Source organism: Streptomyces sp. AC602_WCS936 (assembly GCF_019049125.1).
Classification (GTDB): domain Bacteria; phylum Actinomycetota; class Actinomycetes; order Streptomycetales; family Streptomycetaceae; genus Streptomyces.
On record NZ_JAGMUF010000137.1, the window covers coordinates 73,364 to 93,290 of the forward strand.

At 72.3% G+C, this 19,927-nt stretch carries 16 protein-coding genes and 1 pseudogene; 2 read left to right on the forward strand and 15 right to left on the reverse strand.

Annotated elements, in window-relative coordinates; translation table 11 throughout:
• Nucleotides 1–4: 4 nt before the first annotated feature.
• The 7 genes and pseudogenes from KUM03_RS36545 to KUM03_RS36575 form a co-directional block, all read right to left on the reverse strand.
• On the reverse strand, nucleotides 5–1,336 hold the full coding sequence (locus KUM03_RS36545; protein WP_217254868.1) for a lipase family protein: 1,332 nt from the start codon (nucleotides 1,334–1,336) through the stop codon (nucleotides 5–7).
• A 193-nt stretch (nucleotides 1,337–1,529) separates the two neighbouring features.
• Nucleotides 1,530–2,125: pseudogene (locus KUM03_RS36550) on the reverse strand (exonuclease domain-containing protein).
• A gap of 66 nt (nucleotides 2,126–2,191) precedes the next feature.
• On the reverse strand, nucleotides 2,192–4,261 hold the full coding sequence (locus KUM03_RS36555) for an iron ABC transporter permease (protein WP_217254869.1): 2,070 nt from the start codon (nucleotides 4,259–4,261) through the stop codon (nucleotides 2,192–2,194).
• Nucleotides 4,262–4,268: 7 nt separating this feature from the next.
• Nucleotides 4,269–5,255 carry an iron-siderophore ABC transporter substrate-binding protein gene (locus KUM03_RS36560; protein WP_217254870.1) on the reverse strand — a complete coding sequence of 329 codons (987 nt, stop codon included), beginning with the start codon at nucleotides 5,253–5,255 and terminating at the stop codon, nucleotides 4,269–4,271.
• Complete coding sequence (gene cdtA, locus KUM03_RS36565; protein ID WP_217254871.1) at nucleotides 5,252–6,115, reverse strand: siderophore ABC transporter ATP-binding protein CdtA; 864 nt, start codon at nucleotides 6,113–6,115, stop codon at nucleotides 5,252–5,254. Before cdtA ends, KUM03_RS36560 begins: the two co-directional genes overlap by 4 nt.
• A gap of 103 nt (nucleotides 6,116–6,218) precedes the next feature.
• Nucleotides 6,219–6,782 carry an MSMEG_1061 family FMN-dependent PPOX-type flavoprotein gene (locus KUM03_RS36570; RefSeq protein ID WP_217254872.1) on the reverse strand — a complete coding sequence of 188 codons (564 nt, stop codon included), beginning with the start codon at nucleotides 6,780–6,782 and terminating at the stop codon, nucleotides 6,219–6,221.
• Nucleotides 6,783–6,881: 99 nt separating this feature from the next.
• Nucleotides 6,882–8,060, reverse strand: a complete 1,179-nt coding sequence (locus KUM03_RS36575) for a spore photoproduct lyase family protein (protein WP_217254873.1) — start codon at nucleotides 8,058–8,060, stop codon at nucleotides 6,882–6,884.
• Nucleotides 8,061–8,220: 160 nt separating this feature from the next.
• Here KUM03_RS36575 and KUM03_RS36580 point away from each other — a divergent pair, with 160 nt between their 5' ends.
• Complete coding sequence (locus tag KUM03_RS36580; protein ID WP_217254874.1) at nucleotides 8,221–8,406, forward strand: hypothetical protein; 186 nt, start codon at nucleotides 8,221–8,223, stop codon at nucleotides 8,404–8,406.
• A gap of 46 nt (nucleotides 8,407–8,452) precedes the next feature.
• Here the strand turns inward: KUM03_RS36580 and KUM03_RS36585 are convergent, their stop codons facing one another.
• From KUM03_RS36585 to KUM03_RS36615, 7 genes are all read right to left on the reverse strand, one after another.
• Nucleotides 8,453–9,244 (reverse strand): SAM-dependent methyltransferase, encoded by a 792-nt coding sequence (locus KUM03_RS36585; protein ID WP_217254875.1) that lies wholly within the window; start codon nucleotides 9,242–9,244, stop codon nucleotides 8,453–8,455.
• A gap of 117 nt (nucleotides 9,245–9,361) precedes the next feature.
• The gene (locus KUM03_RS36590) at nucleotides 9,362–10,003 is read right to left on the reverse strand and encodes a sugar O-acetyltransferase (RefSeq protein WP_217254876.1); all 642 of its coding nucleotides are present in this window, start codon (nucleotides 10,001–10,003) and stop codon (nucleotides 9,362–9,364) included.
• 97 nt (nucleotides 10,004–10,100) lie between these two features.
• The gene (locus KUM03_RS36595) at nucleotides 10,101–12,149 is read right to left on the reverse strand and encodes an RICIN domain-containing protein (RefSeq protein ID WP_217254878.1); all 2,049 of its coding nucleotides are present in this window, start codon (nucleotides 12,147–12,149) and stop codon (nucleotides 10,101–10,103) included.
• 130 nt (nucleotides 12,150–12,279) lie between these two features.
• Entirely contained in the window at nucleotides 12,280–14,325 is a 2,046-nt protein-coding gene (locus tag KUM03_RS36600) for a beta-galactosidase (protein WP_217254880.1), read from the reverse strand.
• Nucleotides 14,326–14,379: 54 nt separating this feature from the next.
• Nucleotides 14,380–15,720: an ABC transporter substrate-binding protein gene (locus tag KUM03_RS36605; RefSeq protein WP_217254881.1), complete on the reverse strand. Its 1,341-nt coding sequence runs from the start codon at nucleotides 15,718–15,720 to the stop codon at nucleotides 14,380–14,382.
• Nucleotides 15,721–15,797: 77 nt separating this feature from the next.
• On the reverse strand, nucleotides 15,798–16,751 hold the full coding sequence (locus KUM03_RS36610; RefSeq protein ID WP_217254882.1) for a carbohydrate ABC transporter permease: 954 nt from the start codon (nucleotides 16,749–16,751) through the stop codon (nucleotides 15,798–15,800).
• Nucleotides 16,752–16,757: 6 nt separating this feature from the next.
• Nucleotides 16,758–17,684 (reverse strand): carbohydrate ABC transporter permease, encoded by a 927-nt coding sequence (locus KUM03_RS36615; RefSeq protein ID WP_217254883.1) that lies wholly within the window; start codon nucleotides 17,682–17,684, stop codon nucleotides 16,758–16,760.
• A gap of 261 nt (nucleotides 17,685–17,945) precedes the next feature.
• Between KUM03_RS36615 and KUM03_RS36620 the strand changes: the two genes are divergently transcribed.
• Nucleotides 17,946–18,932 (forward strand): LacI family DNA-binding transcriptional regulator, encoded by a 987-nt coding sequence (locus tag KUM03_RS36620; RefSeq protein ID WP_217254885.1) that lies wholly within the window; start codon nucleotides 17,946–17,948, stop codon nucleotides 18,930–18,932.
• Between the two features lie 21 nt (nucleotides 18,933–18,953).
• Here the strand turns inward: KUM03_RS36620 and KUM03_RS36625 are convergent, their stop codons facing one another.
• Nucleotides 18,954–19,772 carry a sigma-70 family RNA polymerase sigma factor gene (locus KUM03_RS36625; protein ID WP_217254886.1) on the reverse strand — a complete coding sequence of 273 codons (819 nt, stop codon included), beginning with the start codon at nucleotides 19,770–19,772 and terminating at the stop codon, nucleotides 18,954–18,956.
• Nucleotides 19,773–19,927: the final 155 nt, after the last annotated feature.

A 19,927-nucleotide genomic window follows, 5' to 3' on the forward strand; every position in this document is an offset into this window, starting at 1 on the left:
CGGCTCAGGGCTGCACGGGCATGCTCCAGCAGTTGGAGCGGGCCGGTTCACCGGAGAGCCGGTCGGTGAGCCAGGAGATGGCCTTGCCCTGGTCGGCCAGGAGCGGGGCGAAGTGGTTGAGCAGGCCGCTGCCGACACCCGGCAGCACCACCGGGTCGTAGGTGACCTTCGCGCCCTTGCGGCACCAGTCGACGGCCAGCTGCCGGGACTGGTCGTGGGGGACCAGGTCGTCGGCGGTGCCCGTGGCCACCCGGACCGGACTCGCGGGCTTCAGCTCGCCGATGCGCTGCTCGGCGACGAACGCCTGCAGGGCAGGTTCGGCCCGGATGACGTCGCCGATCGACTGCCCGCCCTTCGTCCAGGCGGTGCTGCTGTCGCCGCCGTACGCGAAGAGCGCGTCGCCGACGCACATCGTCGACAGGTCCTTGAGCGCTTCCTCACCGGCCGGGTTGATGTACCGGTCGGCGATCGGCCGCAGCGCGGGCTCGCTCTGCAGGAAGCCGTTGAGCGACCAGCCCAGCGCGCCCGCCAGGTCGCCGCCGTCGATCGCCTCGGTGACCTCGACCAGGTCGGCGGGCGGAGCACCGGCGTAGGTGCCCGCCAGGGTGACGTCCGGGGCGTAGGACGGCTGGAGTTCGGCGGCGGCGGCCGTCGCCCCGCCGCCCTGGCTGTACCCGAAGAGCCCGACCCGGGATTCGGGGGTGACCGACGCGGAGTCGAGGGAGCGGGCGGCGCGTACGGCGTCCAGGACGGCGTGGGCCCCGTCGACGCGGTTGACGTAGGTGTGCAGCCGGTCGGTGGTGCCGAGGCCGACGTAGTCGGTGACGACGACCGCGACACCGCGCAGCAGCAGCCGGTAGATCGACAGGTCCTCGTAACCCACCGAGACCGTCTCGCCGTTGAACCGCAGCGGGTGCTCCAGGGCCATCGAGGCGGCGCACTGGTCGCCCTGGCCCATGGTGCCGGGCGCGACGGCGACCAGGGGACGCGGCCCGTCGCCGCGCCACTGGGCGGACGGCTCGATGTAGGCGCCGGTCACGGCGACCGGCTCGCCGCCTGCGTCGGTGGACTTGTACATCAGCCGGGTCGCCTCTCCGGGGAGGGGACCGCCGAGGCTGGGCAGGCTCAGCGCCAGGGGCAGCGGCTCGCTGCGGATCAGCGCGCCGTCGGCCTCGGGCAGGGTGGCCGGCGGGGTGTAGAAGGCGGAGATCTCGATGCCGCGGGAGACCTCCGTGGCGGTGGCCGGTCCGTCGGCCGCCACCGCGGGGACGGCCTGGGCGCCGAGGGCGAGCGCGACGGTGACCGCCGCGGCGAGCGTGCGTGGACGTGGGGGCATGGCGAACCTCCTGGGGAAGGGCCGGAAACCGGTCGTCCGCGGCCTGGTGGGGTCAGGGCCGTGGCCGCGCTGCTCCTGTGGGGTTACGGGACGGTAACCGGACAGGGGTTACCGCCGGTAGCGCCATGCTCATTACGGTTCAGTAACTTGACGCGCTGTCTAACAGCGGTCACGTCGAGGGACGGCGTCTCCGTCAGGGCGTGGGCCAGGAGCCCCGGTCGACGAGCCCCAGCACCAGCCTCGCGATGTTCCAGGCGTCGTCCACGCCCCGGTGGTGCCGCCCCTCCAGCGGCAGCCCGGCAAGGTCGAGGGCCTGCGCCATGCCGGGCCGCCTGCGCAGCCCGTGGGCGGCGGCGAAGACCGCCTTGGCGTTGGTGTGGGTGCGCTCGGCCGACCGGCCGAACGGGTAGGGCACCCCGTCCGCCGCGCACTGGCGGACGAACTGGTGCCGGTCGTAGTCGCCCCAGCTCGCCCAGGGCCGGACCGCCGCGCCGTGCTCGCGCACCAGCGTGTCGCAGGCCTCGGCGAAGCTCATGCCCGCGTCGGCCTCGGCCTGGGTGATCCCGGTCAGTTCCGTGCAGAACGCGCTGACCCGGGAGCGGGCGGGCCGCACCATGATCCGGTGCCGCTCCACCCGTTCCCGGGCCACGAGGTCGACCACGGCGAGCCCGATCTCGACGACCTCGCTCACCGCGCCAGGAGGCGCGGCGGCCCCGCCCAGCAGGTCGCCTCGATGTCGATGACGTTCAGCAGGCCCCCGTGGCCCCCGCCCGCGCTGTGCCGGCCCATCCCGGCACCGTACGGGGGCGCACGTGCACCGTCATCCGGATTTCCGCCCGGAGCGCGACTACCGGGCTACCGGCGGCTGCGCACCAGCAGGTACAGGAAGTACGGCGTGCCGATGACCGCCGTCATGAGGCCCGCGCCGAGCTGGGACGGTGCGATCACCGTGCGGCCGATCAGGTCGGCCGCACACACGAGCACCGCGCCGAGGAGGATCGCGACGGGCACTACCCGCACGTGCCGCCGGCCCACGAGGGCACGGGCCGCGTGCGGGGCCACCAGGCCGACGAACCCGATGGTGCCCGCGCACGCCACGGCCGTCGAGCTGAGTACGACGCTCAGCACCAGGAACCCGAGGCGCCCCGGGGCCAGCCGCATGCCGAGCAGCCGCGGGGTGTCCTCGTCGAGCGAGACCAGGTCCAGCTCGGTCCGCCGGGCGACGGCCACACCGATGCCGACGACCAGCGCCAGCGCGACCGGCACGACGTCCGGCATGGTCCGCCCGTAGGTCGAACCCGACAGCCAGGTCAGGGCCTTGGTGGCGTTGAACGGGTCGGTGAGCACGATCAGCAGGCTGATCAGCGCCGCCGTACCGGAGGCCGTGCCGATGCCGACGAGGACCAGCCGGTTCTGCTGGAACCCGCCCCGGGCGGCGAGCCCGAAGACGACGACCGCGGTGATCGCGGACCCCGCGAACGCCGCTCCGGCGACGCCCCACGTACTGGCGAGGGGCGCGGTGGTCACCAGGATCACGGCGCCCAGCGCGCCGCCGCCGGTGACGCCCAGGACGCTGGGCTCGGCGAGCGGGTTGCGGGTCACGGCCTGCACCAGCGTGCCGGCCAGGGCGAGCGCCGCTCCCGCGCCGAGCGCGGCGAGCACCCGGGGCACCCGGGTGTCCAGGACGAAGGTGACGGTCCGCCCGGCCCGTCCCTGCGCCCAGTTGACGACGTCACCGAGGAGCAGCTTGCTGTCGCCGACCAGCACGGCGGCGATCACCAGGCCGACCAGGACGACGACCAGGACGGCCACGGTGATCACGAACGCCGTACGGCTCGGAGTGCGCAGTTTGTCGGGGGCGCCGGCCCCGGCGGTGTCCCGCATCCGGATCGCCATCACGACCAGGAACACGGCACCGACCAGGCTGGTGACTACGCCTGTGGGCACGGCCACCGAGAGGTCGTCCGAGACGAGCGTCCGCAGCAGCACGTCCGAACCGAGGACCAGGGCCGCGCCGGTGAGCGCGGCCGCGGGCAGGGCGGCGCGCGAGCGTGCGTAGCCGCGGAACCGGCGGGCCAGCGGGCGGACCAGGGCGGGGGCGCACAGGCCGACGAAGCCGATCGGCCCGGCGAGCGTGACCGCGGCGGCGGACAGCAGCGCCGCCAGGACGACGACCGTGACGCGGGTCGCCCGGACCGGGACGCCCAGTCCGCGCGCCGCGTCGTCGCCGAGGGCGAGGGCGTCCACCCGGCGGGCCGTCAGCAGCAGGCCGACGAGGCCGATGAGGGCGATGGGCAGCATCTGCAGGACGCCGTCGAAGCCGTTCTGGCCGATGCTGCCCTGGTTCCACTGGTAGAGGCCCTCGGTCTGCTCGGGGAAGAGCAGCAGCAGGCCCTCGGTCATGGAGTTCAGGCCCAGCATCAGCGCCGTGCCCGCGAGCACGAGCCGGACCGTGCCCGTGCCGAGGCCGGACAGACCGAGCACGACGGCCGCCGCCGCCAGGCCGCCGAGGAAGGCGACGCCGGAGGAGGCGATCATCGGCAGCGAGACGCCGGTGGCGCCGGCGAGGCCGAGCGCCAGGTAGGAACCGGCGTTGACGGCCAGGGTGTCGGGTGAGGCCAGTACGTTGCGGCTGACCGCCTGGAGGACGGCGCCGGCCATGCCGAGGACGGCGCCGACCAGCAGGCCGGCGGTCATCCGGGGCAGCCGGGAGGCGACGACGACCGAGGCGTCGCCGGCGTCGGCCTGCCCGGTCAGGGCCCGCCACACCTCGGAGGCGCCGACGGCGGCGGTGCCCTGGGTGATGTCGACGACGGCGAGGACGGCGACCAGCAGGACGAGTCCGGCCGTCACCGCGGCCGCACCCGACCGGGGCGTGGGAGCCGTCGACGGACGGGCAGCGGGTTTCGTTGCGGTGACGGCCATGGCCTCGCTACTTCGTGAGCGCGCCGACGACGGCGTCGATGTACGCCTTCATCGACCCGGGACCACCGAACATCCAGATGCCGTCGCTGAGCCGGTGCACGTCGCCGGCCTTGACGAACGGCAGGGACTTCCACACCGAGTTCTCGGTGAGCGCGCCGGTGAACGGCGTGGCGTTCGGGTCCTCGTCGTTGCCGATGTAGGCGAACTGGACGTCCTTCGGCAGGGCGGTCAGGCCCTCCACGTCGGTGGCGCCGAGACCGTAGGCCTCGTCACCCTTCACCTTCCAGGCGTTCTTCAGGCCGATCGCCTCGTTGACCTCACCGATGAGGGAGGTGGCGGTGTAGGGGCGGATCGAGACCTGGTTGGAGGTGACGTAGCCGTCGGCGAAGGCGATGTTCTTGCCGCCCATGCCGGCGTCCGCGAGGGCCTTCTTGCCCTCGGCGACCTTCGCCTCGAAGTCCTTGCGGATGGTCTCGGCCTTGTCGGTGGTGCCGGTGGCCTTGGCGATGAGGTCGACGTTCTCCAGCATCTGGTCGATCTGGCCGGTGCCGTCGGCAGACTTCACCTCCAGCACCGGGGCGACCTCGCGCATCTGCTTCACGGCGGCCGGCGGCAGGTCCGTGGTGGCGACGATGAGGTCGGGGGCGAGGGAGGCGACGGTGTCCATGCTGGGCTCGCCGCGCGTGCCGATGTCCTTGGGGTTGCCCTTCAGCGGGACCGAGGTGTCCCACGTCTTGTAGCCCTTGACGTCGGCGACGCCGACCGGTTCGACACCCAGCGAGAGCAGGCTCTCGACGACGTTCCACTCGGTGGCGACGACCTTGGTGGCCGGGCCGTCGAGCTTCACCTCGGTGCCCTTGCCGTCCTTGAGGGTGATGGCCTCGGAGGCCTTCTTCTCCTCCGACTTGTCGGCGGCGGGTTCGGTGGTGCCGCAGGCGGCGAGGGTGAGCGCCGCGGCGGTGGTGGCGGCCGCGGTGAGCAGAAGGCGTCTCATGAGGTGGTGCCGAGCCTTTCGGGGGTGCGTATGTGGTGGCGGCCGATCGGGCGGGTGCGCAGCCGGCCGGTGAGGGGGTCGGTGTCGACGTCGATCCGGATGCCGTAGACGGCGGTGAGGCGTTCCGGCGTCAGAACGTCCTCGGGCGGGCCGTCGGCGACGATCCGGCCCGCTTCGAGGAGCGTGATCCGGTCGGCGACGGCCGCCGCCTGGTCGAGGTCGTGCAGGACGACCCCGACGGCGATGCCGTGGTCGTCCGCCAGGTCCCGGATGAGGTCGAGGAGTTCTACCTGGTAGCGCAGGTCGAGATAGGTGGTGGGTTCGTCCAGGAGCAGTACGCCGGTCTCCTGGGCGAGGCAGCTCGCGAGCCAGACCCGCTGCAACTGCCCGCCGGACAGGTGGTCGGCACCGCGGTCGGCGAGTGCGTCGACGCCGGTGAGCGCGAGGGCGCGGTCCACGGCGGCCGGGCCGTCCGGGTCCGGGCGCCCCCAGCGCCCCCGGTACGGGTACCGGCCGAACTCGACGACGTCCCGCACGGTCAGTCCGCCCGGCGTCGGGCGTCCCTGCGTCAGCAGGGCGACGTACCGCGAGAACTCACGGGACGTCAGCGCCAGCCCGTCGGTGTCCCCGTCGATCCGGAGCGTGGCGCTGCGGGCCCGCTGCAGCCGGGCGACGGTCCGCAGCAACGTCGACTTCCCGCTGCCGTTGGGGCCCACCAGGACGGTCACTTCACCGGGCCTGAGCCTGACCGCCGCGTCGTGCACGACGTCGACACCGTCGTACGCCACGGTGACGTCCGTGGCCGACAGTTCGTGTCCGCGCAGGCGTGGGCTGCCGGCTGCGTCTTCACCAGATCTCACGTGGCGAAGGTTAGCCTAACCTAAAAAGCGCTGGTAGAGACGGGGGTCACACAGCTTCGGGGCGAGTCCGGTCCGCTGCTTCGTCTGCGGTCGTGCCGCGCTCTCAACTCGCCCGCCACGACTGGGGTTTCCACAGTCCCGCCCGGTTCAGGGACTGCGGGCAGTGCAGGTAGATCTCGTCGATCTCCAGCAGGAGCGCCAGGTCCGGACGCCGTCCGTCCCGCGCCATGGCGTCGAAGAAGGGCGCGTCGGTGAGGATGCGGGCCCGGCCGTTGACCCGCAGCACCTGCTTGCCGCCGGGGACCAGGTAGAGCAGGCCGGCGTGCGGATTGTCGAGGATGTTGTGGAAGCTGTCCCCGCGCCGGTTCCCCGGGCGGTCCGGGACGGCGACGGTGGCGGGGTCGAGGACGTGCGTGAAGCCCGGGGCGTCGCCGCGCGGCGAGACGTCGCAGTTGCCCCGGGCGTCGGAGGTGGCGAGCAGACAGAAGGGGGAGCGGGACAGGATGTCCCGGTCGTCGTCCGTGAGCCGGTCGTGCACCTTGTCGATGACGACGGGCCAGGGCTCGCCGAGCAGCTCGCGCAGCTCGGCGTGCGAGCCGAGTTCGGTCCAGCCGGCCTCGCCGGTGGTGTCCGGCCGGTCTCCGGCCGCTTCGATCGTGTGTGGCAAGGCCGGCTCCCGGGTCCGCGCGGGCCGGAAGGGTGCCCTTCCGGCAAGTAGTTGCACGTAGAACCGTATCTGGCGTCGGGTCCGGCCCGTCCGCCGCCGTCAGAAGGCGTACCGGATGCGCAGCCAGGGTGCGTGGAAGGCGATCAGGGCCCGGACCCGCGCCACCGCGTCCGCCTTGACACCCATCCGGTAGCGCACGTTCAGCGCGCCGTTCTCGGAGCGCTTGGCCTCCTGGATGTCCGGCCGCCACAGCACCTCCTCGGCGCGCGGGTGCCAGCCCAGGTTGACCTCGTGCAGCTCCTGGTTGTGCGTCAGCATGATCACCTCGGCGGCGGCCTGCCGTTTGACCCGGTCCGGCAGGACGTCGTCGAGCTGCCGCAGCAGCTCGCCCCAGGCCGACTCCCAGTCCGGCCGCACGACGACGGGCGACAGGTTGAAGTGCACCTCGTACCCGGCGTCCAGGAAGTCGGCCGCCGCCGCGATGCGCTCGGCGACCGGGGAGGTGCGTACGTCCAGCAGCCGGGAATCCTCCGGCGGCATGAGGGAGAAGCGGACGCGGGTGCGGCCGCGCGGGTCGAGGGCGAGCAGGTCGGGGTTGACGAACTTGGTGGCGAAGGACGCCTTCGCCGTCGGCCACTGCCGGAAGGCATGCACCAGGTCGGCGGTGTTGTCGCAGATCAGGGCGTCCACCGAGCAGTCGCCGTTCTCGCCGACGTCGTACACCCAGGCCTCGGGATCGCACTGGTTCGGCTCGGGCTTGGGTCCCTGCCGGGCGATGTGGCGGCCGAGGTGGGCGATGACCCGGTCGATGTTGGTGAAGACGGTGACCGGGTTGGCGTAGCCCTTGCGCCGGGGCACGTAGCAGTAGGCGCAGGCCATCGCGCAGCCGTTGGAGGCGCCGGGGGCGATCCAGTCCGCGGACCGTCCGTTGGGGCGGGTGGTGAGTGTCTTCTTCTCGCCCAGGACCAGCGTCTCGCCCTTGACCCGTACCCAGCGCTCCACGTTGCCCTCGTTGCCGTGCAGGCCGGGGATGCGCCAGTGGGAGTCCACCTCGACGACGCGGGCGCCGGGGAAGCGGGCGAGGACCTGCCGGCCGCGCGGGGACGCGGCCGCCGCCGGTTCGGCGTGGATCTCCCGGACCGGCAGCAGGCGGCGGGCGGCGGCGGAGTCCCGGAAGAGCGGACCGGCGGGCGCGGCGGCCGGCGGCCCGGGGGCCAGGGCGTCGAGGCCGAACAGGGTGCCGGAGCCGTCGTCCGGTGCGGTGGACGGGTCGTGCATGGGGACTCCGGGAAGCGAGGGTGCGGTGGGGCACCGGCGGCGGTCGGCCGGTCCCCGTCCCTCCACTGTACGAAGCGCGCGCGACCGCCGGCCGTGTCACGCCTCCCGTCGGGGGCATACGCGTGACACGGCACCGGCCCGGTGCCCCCGATCCGAAGGGATGTACACCGTGCTCGCCATCATCGCGGCGGTTCTGTTCCTCATCGCCTGGCTGATCAACGCGGCGGAGATATCGACCAACGACATCTTCACCGCCACCAACGTCATGCTCATCGGCCTCGCCCTGCTGGCCCTGCACGTCGCCGGGATCGGCAGCGGCCGGCCGGCGCGACGGCGCAGCCGCTGAGCCGCCGTCCTCGCGCCCCCGCCCGACCCGCCCTGCGGCCTTCGCGTCAGGGGATGCGCGCCACGCCCGCGTAGATGCCGCTCTCCTCGGGCGCGGGCGGCTCCTGGCCCTCGCCGTACCACTCGGTGGTTGTGACCAGACCGGGCGGCAGCAGCTCCAGCCCGTCGAAGAAGCGCGCCACCTCCTCCCGGGTGCGGAAGCCGAGCTCGATGCCGCCCTTGGCGTACTGGGCGATCACGTGCTCCGCCATCTCGGGGAAGAGGTCGATCGCGGCGTGCGAGAGGACCAGGTGACTGCCCGGGGGCAGTGTCCCGACGAGTCCGCGCACGAGGCCGTGGGCGTCCTGCTCGTCCGTGATGAAGTGCATCAGGGCGATCAGCGACAGGGCGATCGGCCGGTCGAAGTCCAGGACCTCGCGGGCGTGCCGCACGATCGTTGCCGGCTCGCGCACATCCGCCTGGATGTAGTCGGTGGCCCCCTCGGGGCTGCTGACCAGGAGCGCCTCGGCGTGCCGCAGCACGATCGGGTCGTTGTCGGCGTAGACGACCTTGGCCGCGGGCATCGTCCGCTGGACGATCTGGTGCAGATTGGGCTCGGTCGGGATGCCCGTGCCGATGTCCAGGAACTGGTCGACGCCCCGGGCGGCGAGGTGCGCCACCGCGCGGTGCATGAACGCGCGGTTCTGCCGCGCCGCGTCCCGCGCCTCGGGCGGCAGCGTCTCGCCCACCGCCTCGTCGACGGGGTAGTTGTCCTTGCCGCCCAGCAGCCAGTCGTAGACCCGCGCCGGGTGGGCCCGGCCGGTGTCGATCCGAGGGTGCTGGGAATGGTCCGTCGTCATGGCAGGCTCCGTGGTTCGGGAGGTGACGCTCCGCCGCGATTTTCGATCATCGTACTGCCCCGTGGTCCGTGCCATGTGCCGTGCGCCCGGCGGAAGTTGGCGATCACCGCCGCCCGGTCAGCCGACGTCCCGGCGCGCGGTGCGCGGCGGACGGTAGGCCCACTCCCGGTCGGCGTCGGTGATCTCCCGGATCACCCGTGCCGGGGACCCGGCGACCACCACCATGGGCGGCACGTGCGCCGTCACGACGCTGCCCGCGCCGACCACCGAGCCCCGCCCGACGGTGACCCCGGGCATGATCTGCGCGCCCGATCCGATCCACACGTCGTCCTCGATGCGCACCGGCGCCGAGAACTGGGTGCCGTCCCGGCGCAGGTCCGGGTGGACGGGGTGCCCGGTGGTGCTGACGGTCACGTGCGGCGCGAACATCACCCGGTCCCCGACGAATACCTCGACGTCGTCGACGAGGGTCAGCCCGAAGTTGGCGTACACGTCGTCGCCCAGGTGCACCCGGCTGCCGTAGGCCACGTGCAGCGGCGGCTCGATCCGGACGCCTGTGCCCACCGAGCCGAGCAGCTCCTTCAGGAGCGCCCGGCGGCCCTCCTCGTCGCGGGCGCCGGTCCGGTTGTAGGCGTCGGCCAGCTCCTTGCCCCGCGTCCGCTCCTCAGTCAGCCCCTCCAGTCCGGGTGCGCCGTCCGCGTAGAGCTCGTGCGCCGCCATCCTGCGGCGTACGTCGAGTTCACGGGGGTCGGTGGTCATGCCGTCTCCTTGGGTTCCTTCGGCCGGTACGGGCCGGGGGCCCCGGCCGCACGAGTGGTGGCTGTGCGGACGGGGCCGTGAGCGGGTGGGCAGGGGGTCAGCCGGCGGACACGTCGGTCACCGTCCAGCGCTGGTTCGCACCGGAGTTGGGCGGCCAGGTGGTGACGGCCGCGCCCTCGTGCGTCGCCTGGCCGCCGACTTCCAGGAGGCGGCCGGTGGCGGCGTTGACCAGGGTCCAGGTGCCGTCACCGGTGGTCGACATGATCCACTCGGTGGCCCGGTCACGCCTGCCGGTGTCCGGTTCGGCGACCGGGACGTCGTCACGCACGGCCAGCCGCGTGCCGTCCTCGGGGTTCGTGAAGACGTGGCGGTCGCGGACGCCGCTGTCGTGGCGCACCGCGCTCAGCCGCCACCGCTGGGCGCTCGTGCCGTCCCCGTCGCCGAGGACCAGGCTCCTGCCGTCGTCCGCCACGGTGACGGCCTTGCCGCTCTGCACGCCGGTCAGGGTGTAGGTGTGGCCCTTGCGCAGCAGGGCCGCGTCCTTCGCGACGCCGGAGACGCCCTTGATCTCGAAGGAGGTCACGGACTGCGCGGGCACCGTGAAGGTGGCCGCGCGGTCGCTCACCCTGATCGGGGACTGCCTCTCGAGCTTGCCGTCCGCGCTGGTCACGACCGGGGTGACGGTGGCGCGGCGACTGACGTCACGGAACTTCGAGAGGTCGATGGTGACCGCGCGGGTCTCGGTGGTGCGGTTGACGTGGACGAGCGAGGCGCCCTTGCCGTCGCGGGTGACGGCGGCGGCGCTGGAGGCGTCGTCCGTCTTGATCAGCCGGTCACCGGGCTTGATGAAGTGCGTGAAGTTGCGGGCGGTGTCGAACTTGGTGTTGGTCCGGATCGGGCAGGTCTCCAGGGTGTCCTCGGCGGTGCAGTCGAAGGGGAGCTGGATACTGCCCCAGTTGCCGCCCTTGTCGGACTCGCCGCCGGGCTTCATGTTGTCGTAGTCCTCGACGGGCTGCCAGAACACCCAGGCCCGCGGCTCCAGTTCGCGCAGGTCGTCGACGATGTGCTGGGCGAGGCCGAGGCCGGGCCGCATGTCCTCGAAGTCCTGGCCGTCGCCCCAGTCGCCGCCGACCTTGCTCATCCACAGCGGCTTGTCCGCTGCCTTGGCGAGGTCCCGGACCGTGGTGCGCTGTCCGGTGCCGTAGGTGTGGACGTTCATCTGGCCGACGAGGGCCCGGTCGGCGGGGGAGTAGGCGCTCCAGTTCTTCGCGAAGGTACCGGGGTTGGTCTCGTCCATCGCCGAGATGTCCGCCCCGACCTTCGCCTCCTTCAGCGCGGGTGCGAGGGCCCGGAGGACCTCGCGCTGCAGCTCGGGGCCCATGTGCGCCCCTTCCTGCCGGCCGCCGACGGGTTCGCCGTCCGCGCCGAGCTGTGTCCCCCAGTACGGGGTGTTGGGCTCGTTGAACGGGTCGACGGTGTCGACCTCGATGCCCTCGGCCTGCTCCAGCCGCCGGGTGGCGCCCGCCAGATAGGCGGCGAAGTCGTCGACCGACTCGGTCTTCAGCTGGTCGGCCGAGGAGTCGAAGCCGCCGGAGACGTAACCGCTGACGGTCATGAACCAGGGCGGGGAGTTGCTGAACGTCTCCCAGTGGTCGATGTCGTCCTTGATGCGTTCGACCCACCAGCGCTGGGTGGCGTCGGCGTCCTCGTTCCAGTCGGCCGGGTCGTCCGCGCTCCACCAGTCGGTGTCCTCGCGGGTGGTGCCGGCGGGCGCCTTCCACCAGCCCTCGACGGCGCCGCCGGCCCGCAGGTAGTCCTTCACGTCCGGGGCGTTGCCGCCGCCGATGTTGTAGCGGGCGATGTTCAGGCCCAGCCCCTCGTCGTCGAAGAGGAGCCGGGCCAGCTTCTCGCGGATCTCGGGCGGGTAGCCGCCGGTGGCGTTGGCGAACCAGACCAGACTGGTGCCCCACCCCTCGAACCTCTCCTGCCGGTACGACGGGTCCGGCCGCACGGTGACGGCGGCGGTGGGCGATGCGGCGTCCCCCGGCCCGGCCTGGGCGGGTACGCCGATCAGGCCGGCCCCCGTGGCCAGTGCGGTCAAGGCGGCGCCCGTGAGGAGGCGTCTGCTGCGGGTACGGCGTGCCATCGTGTGCTCCCAACTGGAAGGTGTGGTCGCTGCGGTGGCCCCTGCCGCCCGGTTCCGGGCAGGAGGGGACGGCCCCGGAGCGGGTGTGCGCCGCTCCGGGGAGAAGGGTGGGGTGCTGCGGGACGCGCGCTCAGTCGGTGGGCGTGCGCAGGACGGCGACGCCCCGGCCCGCGAGGACGACGGCGCCCTCGTCGCCCGTGCCGCCCACCAGGACCTCTCCGGCGAGCCCGGGGACGGTGACCGGTTCGTCGGTCCGGTTGACCAGGAACAGGAACCGTCCGCCGGGGCCGCGGCGCACGGTGGCCTCCACCCGGCCGTGCACCTCGGCGGGCAGGTCGCTCGTCACGCCGGCCGGCTCCAGCAGCCGCGGCAGCAGCGCCGCCAGCCCCTCGGCGCCGAGCCGGGTGGAGACGTAGGCGGCCGACCCGCCGCCCGTCGGGCGCCGGGTGACGGCCGGGCGGCCCGCGTACGTGCCCGTGCGGTAGCGGGCCAGGACCTCGGTCTCCGGCGCCGTCACGGTGATCTGGTCGGTCCACAGGTCGCCGGTGCCCGCGCCGTCCAGCTCCACCGTCCGCCCGGCGGGCAGCGGACCGAACTCCTCGACGCGGATGCCGAGCAGGTCCCGCAGGGCGCCCGGGTAACCGCCCAGCCAGACGTGGTCGTTCTCGTCCACGATGCCGGAGAAGTAGGTGGTGACCAGGTGCCCGCCCTGCTCGGCGTACCGGGTGAGGTCCTTGGCCAGCTCGGCCGGGACCAGGTGCAGCACCGGGGCGATCACCACCCGGTGGCGGCCCAGGTCGGCGCCGGTGGGGACCACGTCGGCGCGGATGCCGAGAGAGAGCAGCGCCGAGTACCAGTCCAGCGCCTCCCGGTGGTAGTCGAGCAGCGAGGTGGGGTGCGAGTCCTGCTCGCTCGCCCACCAGGACTCCCAGTCGAAGAGGATGCCGACCTCGGCGGGTTCCCGCTCGCTCCCGGCGACCGGCGCCAGCGTCTTCAGCGTGTCGCCGAGCGCGGTGACCGCGCGGAACAGGTCGCTGTCGGCGCCGGCGTGCGGGACCATCGCCGAGTGGTACTTCTCGGCGCCCGCGGCCGACTGGCGCCACTGGAAGAAGCAGACCGCGTCGGCACCGTGCGCCACGTGCGTCAGCGAGTCCCGGGCCAGCTCGCCCGGCCGCTTGGCGAGGTTGACGGGCTGCCAGTTCACGGCGCTGGTGGAGTGCTCCATCAGGAACCAGGGCCGGCCGCCCGCGATGCCGCTGGTGAGGTTTGCCGAGAAGGACAGCTCGTCACGGTCCCGGGGGCTCGGCACGACGTAGTGGTCGTTGGCGACGAAGTCCACCTCGGCGGCCCAGTCCGCGTAGTTCATGCCCTTGGTGCCCGGCATCACCATGAAGTTGGTGGTGACGGGCACGTCGGGGGTCAGCTCCCGCAGGACCTCGCGCTCCGCCCGCAGGTGGTCCTTGAGGGCGTCGGACGAGAAGCGCTTGAAATCCAGTTGCTGGGTCGGGTTCGGGTGGGAGGCGGCCAGCCGCGGCGGCAGGATCTGCCCCCAGTCGCTGTAGCGCTGGGACCAGAACGCCGTGCCCCAGGCGTCGTTGAGGGCGTCCAGGGTGGCGTACCGCCCGCGCAGCCAGTCGCGGAAGGCGCGGGCCGCGTCGTCGGAGTAGTCGTAGACGTTGTGGCAGCCCAGCTCGTTGTTGACGTGCCAGGCGACCAGGGCCGGGTGACCGGCGTAGCGCGCCGCCATCTCGCGGACCAGGCGCAGGGCGTGCTCGCGGAAGACCGGCGAGGTCGGGCGCCAGTGCTGACGCGCGCCCGGCCACAGGGTCTCCCCCCGGTCGGTGACGGGGAGGATCTCCGGGTGCGCGGCGGTCAGCCACGGCGGCGGGGACGCGGTGGCGGTGGCCAGGTCGACGCCGACGCCGTTCTCGTGCAGCAGGTCCATGACGTCGTCGAGCCAGCCGAAGTCCCAGGCGTCCGGGCCCGGCTGGATGCGGGCCCAGGAGAAGATGCCCACGGACACCACGTTGACGCCGGCCTCGCGCATCAGCCGTACGTCCTCCTCCCACACCTCCCGGGGCCACTGCTCGGGGTTGTAGTCGGCGCCGTAGGCGAGACGGGGGGCGGGCGCGCCGTCCGTCCCGCGGTGGAGACGGGACAGGAGGGTGGAGATCATGGCGGTCCAGGTCCTTCCGGTGTGTTGCGGCAGCGGTTCTCGACCACTTCTCGGCTATTTGCCGACGGTGAAGCCCTGCTCGGTGCCGTACTTGACCGACGCCTCCTGCCAGGACTTCAGGCCCTCGGCCAGCGTGGTGTCCGAGACGTAGGCCTGGCCGACGGTGTCGTTGAAGATCGAGTTGGCGTACACCTGGTAGGGCAGGTACGACCAGTCGTCGGCGACGTTCGCGGCCGACTCGGCGAAGATCCTGTTGGCCTTCTGGCCGCCGAAGTAGGGGAACGCGGTGTCCTGGAACTCCTGGGACTCCAGGTCGGCGGTGGTCGCCGGGAAGGCGCCGTTCGCCAGTCGGGTCTGCACGCCCTCCCCGGCGCCCGCGTACTCGACGAAGGCGTACGCCAGCGCCTCGTCGCCGCCCAGCTCCGGAAGGGCCAGGGCGCTGCCGCCGTTCTCCGCGCTCGCCCCGGCGCCCTCGGTCCACTGCGGCAGCGGTGCGACGCGCCAGTCGCCGGCGGCGTCCTTCACCCCCGAGGCCAGGTTGGCGGGCATCCAGGCGCCCATGGCCAGGGTCGCGATGGTGCCGTCGCCGAGGCCCTTGTACCAGTCGTCGGTCCAGCTGGTGACCGGGGCGAGCAGCTTCTCGTCGATGAGCTGCTGCCAGGTGTCGGTGAACGTCTTCGCGCCCTGGTCCGAGAAGTCGATCTTCACCTCGGTGCCGTCGACCGTGTAGGGGCGCGAACCGGCCTGCCAGAGCATGCTGGTGGCGAACCCGGCGTCGCCGGTGTCGGCGGTGATGTACGCCTTCGGGTCGGCCTTGTGCAGCTTGCGGGCGGCGTCGAGGTACTCGGCCCAGGTGGTGGGCACCTCGATGCCGTACTTGTCGAAGACCTTCTTGTTGTAGAACAGCGCCATCGGGCCCGAGTCCATCGGCAGGGCGTAGACGCCGTCACCGCCGGCCTTCACACCGTTCCACGGGCCGGGGGAGAACGTGCCGGAGAGCTTGTCGGCACCGAAGCCCTTGAGGTCGGTGAGCTGCTCGGTCAGCGCGTACTGGCCCATCGCGTAGTACTCGATCTGCGCGACGTCCGGGACGCCCTTCTTCGCCGATATCGCGTTCTGCAGCGCGGTGTACTGGTCGGCGTTGGTGCCCGCGTTGACGAGGTCGACCTCGACGCCGGGGTGCTTCTTCTCGAAGTCGGCGGCCACCTGTTCCAGGGTGGGCTCCCACGCCCAGACCGTGATGGTGCCGCCCTTCTTCAGGGCCGCCTGGATGTCCTCCTGGGAGACCGCCTTCCGGCTCGACCCCCCGTCGTCGGAGCCGCAGGCGGTCACCCCCAGGGCGAGGGCGCAGACGAGGCCGATGCCGCGCAGCAGGCGGCGCGAGTGCTTGTGCATGGGCGAGCTTCCACTTCTTCGTGGGCCGGGACCGGCACCGTTGAGGGTTGGCGGGGCGGGGCAGGACGGGGGAGCGGCTACTCCTTGACGCTTCCGGCGGCGAGTCCGGACTGCCAGTACCGCTGCAGCAGCAGGAACGCGGCGATCAGCGGCAGGATGGTGATGAGCGACCCGGTGACGACCAGGTTGAAGACGGCCTCGCCGCCGGCGGTCGCGGCCTGGGCGTTCCAGCTGTTCAGGCCGAGGGTCAGTGGATACCAGTCGGGGTCCTTGAGCATGACCAGCGGCAGGAAGTAGTTGTTCCAGGTCGCGACCATGGTGAAGAGCAGGACGGTGACGACGCCCGGCGCCAGCAGTGGCAGCGCGACCCGGAAGAAGGTGCGCACCTCGCCGGCGCCGTCGATGCGGGCGGCCTCCATCAGCTCGGTCGGGATGGCCTCGCTCGCGAACACCCACATCAGATACAGGCCGAACGGCGAGATCAGGGACGGGATGATCACCGCCCAAGGGGTGTTGGTGAGCCCCATCTTGCTGAACATCAGGAAGGTCGGCACCGCCAGCGCCGTACCCGGCACCGCCACCGCGCCGATGACCACGGCGAAGACGGCCCGCCGGCCCGGGAAGTCGAACTTGGCCAGCGCGTAGCCGCCGAGCACGGCGAGGAAGGTGGCGCCGCCCGCGCCCAGCCCCACGTACAGCAGGGTGTTGAGCAGCCAGCGGGTGAAGACGCCGTCGTCGTAGGTGAACGTCTGGCCGATGTTCTCCCACAGCGCGAAGTCGCCGTCGAACCACAGGCCGAAGGAACGGGACAGCCCCTCCTGCGTCTTGGTGGCGCTGACCGCCAGCCAGATCAGCGGCACCAGGCTGTAGAGCAGCACCAGTGAGGTGAGCAGGGTCAGCAGGACGCTGCGCCGGGGCTTGTCGGCGGAGTGCCGGCGCCGGGGCGTGCGCAGCCGGGGCGGTGCCGAGCCCGGCCTGCCGGAGGCCTTGGCCGCGCCGCGGTCGGAGACGGTGACGACGGGACTGGTCATCGCTGCTCACACTCCCTTGCGCATGCCGCGCAGCTGGACGACGTAGGCGATGACCATGGTGATCAGCCCCATGACGATGGCGACCGTCGCGGAGTAGTTGTGCTGCTGTCCGTTGAAGGACAGCGAGTACGTGTAGAAGTTCGGCGTGTAGTCGGTCGTGATGGCGTTGGGCGCGAGCGGCTGGAGGATGCTGGGCTCGTTGAAGAGCTGGAAGCTGCCGATGATCGAGAAGGTCGTCGCGATCACCAGGGCGCCGCGGATGGCCGGGAGCTTGATCGCGGTGATCACGCGGAGCTGCCCGGCGCCGTCGATCTGCGCGGCCTCGTACAGGGAGTGCGGGATCACGCGCAGCGCCGAGTAGAAGATCAGCATGTTGTAGCCGGCGAACTCCCAAGTCACGATGTTGCCGATGGAGGCCAGTACCAGGTCGGGGGAGAGCGGGTCGGGCAGGGAGACGCCGAAGGCGCCGTTGATGTCGCCGACCAGGCCGAAGCGGGTGCCGTACATGAAACCCCACATCAGAGTGGCCACCACGGCGGGCACGGCGTACGGCAGGAAGATCGAGATGCGGAAGAAGTCCCGGCCGTACAGGCGTCCGCTGTCCAGCGCCAGGGCCACCAGCAGCGCGATGCCGAGCATGATCGGCACCTGGACGGCCAGGAAGAGCGAGACCCGGCCGAGCGAGGCCCAGAACCGGTCGTCCCCCAGTGCCTGCGTGTAGTTGTCCAGGCCGACGAAGGTGGTGCCGCCGATCAGCTGGTCGCGGAAGAGGCTGAGGTAGACGGAGTACGCGATCGGCGCGAGGAACACCAGGGCGAACACGGCCACGAAGGGCCCCAGGAAGCCCCACCCCGTCCAGGAGCGGCGGCTCCGCCCCGCCCGGGGTGGGGCCGGCCGCGGTGCGGCGGCGGCCGGCGGTTGCAGCGTCGTCATGTCGTCCTCGCTCGTCCATGTCCCGAACTCCGCTGATGTTTGCGTAAACATCGCGCACCGCGAAAGGGTGTCGAGCTGGTATGTTTACGTAAACATGTGATGGCGGCATGTCTACACTGCCCCGATGACGACGGTCAAGGGTCCTATCGCACCCGGGCCCGACAGCGACAGATAGGCGGCTGACGGCGAGTGAGCACGGCTGAGGAAGTCCCGGCGAGCGCACCAGCGCGTCCCCGGCGCGGGCGGGAACGCACAGCCTCCATGGCGGACGTCGCCCGGCTGGCCGGAGTCTCCTCGCAGACCGTCTCCCGCGTCTCCAACGGCTACGCCGGGGTGACCGAGGAGACCCGGCGGCAGGTGCTGGCGGCCATGAAGGAGCTGGGCTACCGGCCCAACAGCGCGGCCCGCGCGCTCAAGCGCGGCGAGTTCCGCACCATCGGCGTCATCACCTTCTCGCTGGCCACCACCGGCAACGTGCGCACCCTGGAGGCCATAGCCACCTCCGCGGCGAGCGAGGGGTACGCGGTGACCCTCCTGCCGGTCGCCGTCCCCACCCAGGACGAGGTGCGGGGCGCCTTCTCCCGCCTGGAGGAACTCGCGGTCGACGCGGTGATCGTCATCATGGAGGTGCACCTGCTGGACGCGGCGACGCTCCAGCTGCCGCCCCACGTCCAGGTGGTCGTGGTCGACTCCGACGCCGGCGACCACTACACGGTCGTCGACACCGACCAGGCCGGCGGCACCCGCGCCGCCGTGCGCCACCTGCTGGACCTCGGGCACGACACCGTGTGGCACCTGGGCGGTCCCGAGGGCTCCTTCGCCGCCCAGCGCCGCACGGACGCCTGGCGGCACACGCTCGCCGAGGCCGGCCGCACCCCGCCGCCCCTCGTGCGGGGCGACTGGTCGGCTCAGTCCGGCTACCGGGCCGGACTCGAACTCGCCGCCCGCGAGGAGTGCACGGCCGTCTTCGCGGCCAACGACCAGATGGCCCTCGGTCTGCTGCGCGCCCTGCACGAGCGAGGGCGGCGCGTCCCCGAGGACGTCAGCGTCATCGGCTTCGACGACATCGCCGAGGCCGGTTCCTTCTTGCCGCCCCTGACCACCGTCCACCAGGACTTCGCCGAGGTGGGGCGGCTGTGCGTCGAGGCCGTGCTGCGCAAGATGCGCCAGGACGGCCCGGAGCGGGGCACGACGCTGGTGCCGACCCGGCTGGTGACCCGGGCGAGCACGGCACCGCCGCCGCGGTAGCGGCCCGGGACCGGGCGCTCGTCAGCCCGCCAGCAGCCCGCGCCGCAGAAAGGCGCAGGTCCGCGCCAGTAGCCGGGACACGTGCATCTGTGAGATGCCGACGGCGTCCGCCACCTGCCGCTGGGTCAGACAGTCGCCGAAGTACAGGCGCAGGATGGTCCGCTCCCTGGCCGGCAGCTCGGCGACCAGCGACCTGAGCGCCACCAGGTCGGTGACCAGTTCGAGCCTCGGGTCGTCACCGCCGATGGTCTCCGCGAGGGTGACGCCCCTGCCGGTGCCGCGCGGCTCGTCCACGGACAGCGGGTTGCGCGCCCGGTCCGCCCGCAGGGCGAGCCGCACCTCCTGCTCGTCGATGCCGGTGAGCCCCTGGAGGTCACGGACCGTCCCGCCGTCGGTGTACCCCGCCCTGCGCATCTCCTCCTGCGCGAGCCGCACCCGGCGGTGCTTGTCCTGCAGCCGCCGCGGCACGTGGACCTGCCAGGTGAAGTCCCGCAGATACCGCTTCAGCTCGCCGTCGATCGTGGGCACGGCGTAGGACAGGAAGGCGTGCCCCAGGCCGGGATCGAAACGGTCCACCGCCTTGACCAGCCCGAGACACGCCACCTGGTCGAGGTCCTCACGGCTGCGGTCCGGGGAGCCGTAGCGGCGAGCGATCCGCCGGGCGACCGGCAGGTACGCCGTGATGGCCGCCTCCCGCAGCTCCTCCCGCTCCCGGCCCCGGGGGCACGCGGCCATCCGGTGCACGAGCTCCTCCTCGGGCGTCCGGCCGCCCGGCCCGTCCGGCTCCCGCACCGTGCCGGGGGAGGGGCGCGGAGTACGGGCGGTGATCGCGACAGACATGCGGGTCCACTTTCCGGTCCAGGGTGTACGGCGCGGAAGTCCCGGGCGTGCGTGGGGTTCCGTGCCCGCCGACGGCGCAACGGGTGCCCTCCCTTCTTTGCCCTATGCAAACGTCGGTCGGTTCGTCGCCGAACGGGTGAGTACCGTCCGGTTTA

Bases quoted from the DNA above. Each gene is read 5' to 3' on its own strand.
- KUM03_RS36545 (WP_217254868.1), bottom strand. From the start codon at position 1,336: ATGCCCCCACGTCCACGCACGCTCGCCGCGGCGGTCACCGTCGCGCTC.
- KUM03_RS36555 (WP_217254869.1), bottom strand. From the start codon at position 4,261: ATGGCCGTCACCGCAACGAAACCCGCTGCCCGTCCGTCGACGGCTCCC.
- KUM03_RS36560 (WP_217254870.1), bottom strand. From the start codon at position 5,255: ATGAGACGCCTTCTGCTCACCGCGGCCGCCACCACCGCCGCGGCGCTC.
- KUM03_RS36575 (WP_217254873.1), bottom strand. From the start codon at position 8,060: ATGCACGACCCGTCCACCGCACCGGACGACGGCTCCGGCACCCTGTTC.
- KUM03_RS36580 (WP_217254874.1), top strand. From the start codon at position 8,221: ATGTACACCGTGCTCGCCATCATCGCGGCGGTTCTGTTCCTCATCGCC.
- KUM03_RS36585 (WP_217254875.1), bottom strand. From the start codon at position 9,244: ATGACGACGGACCATTCCCAGCACCCTCGGATCGACACCGGCCGGGCC.
- KUM03_RS36590 (WP_217254876.1), bottom strand. From the start codon at position 10,003: ATGACCACCGACCCCCGTGAACTCGACGTACGCCGCAGGATGGCGGCG.
- KUM03_RS36595 (WP_217254878.1), bottom strand. From the start codon at position 12,149: ATGGCACGCCGTACCCGCAGCAGACGCCTCCTCACGGGCGCCGCCTTG.
- KUM03_RS36600 (WP_217254880.1), bottom strand. From the start codon at position 14,325: ATGATCTCCACCCTCCTGTCCCGTCTCCACCGCGGGACGGACGGCGCG.
- KUM03_RS36605 (WP_217254881.1), bottom strand. From the start codon at position 15,720: ATGCACAAGCACTCGCGCCGCCTGCTGCGCGGCATCGGCCTCGTCTGC.
- KUM03_RS36610 (WP_217254882.1), bottom strand. From the start codon at position 16,751: ATGACCAGTCCCGTCGTCACCGTCTCCGACCGCGGCGCGGCCAAGGCC.
- KUM03_RS36615 (WP_217254883.1), bottom strand. From the start codon at position 17,684: ATGACGACGCTGCAACCGCCGGCCGCCGCCGCACCGCGGCCGGCCCCA.
- KUM03_RS36620 (WP_217254885.1), top strand. From the start codon at position 17,946: ATGGCGGACGTCGCCCGGCTGGCCGGAGTCTCCTCGCAGACCGTCTCC.
- KUM03_RS36625 (WP_217254886.1), bottom strand. From the start codon at position 19,772: ATGTCTGTCGCGATCACCGCCCGTACTCCGCGCCCCTCCCCCGGCACG.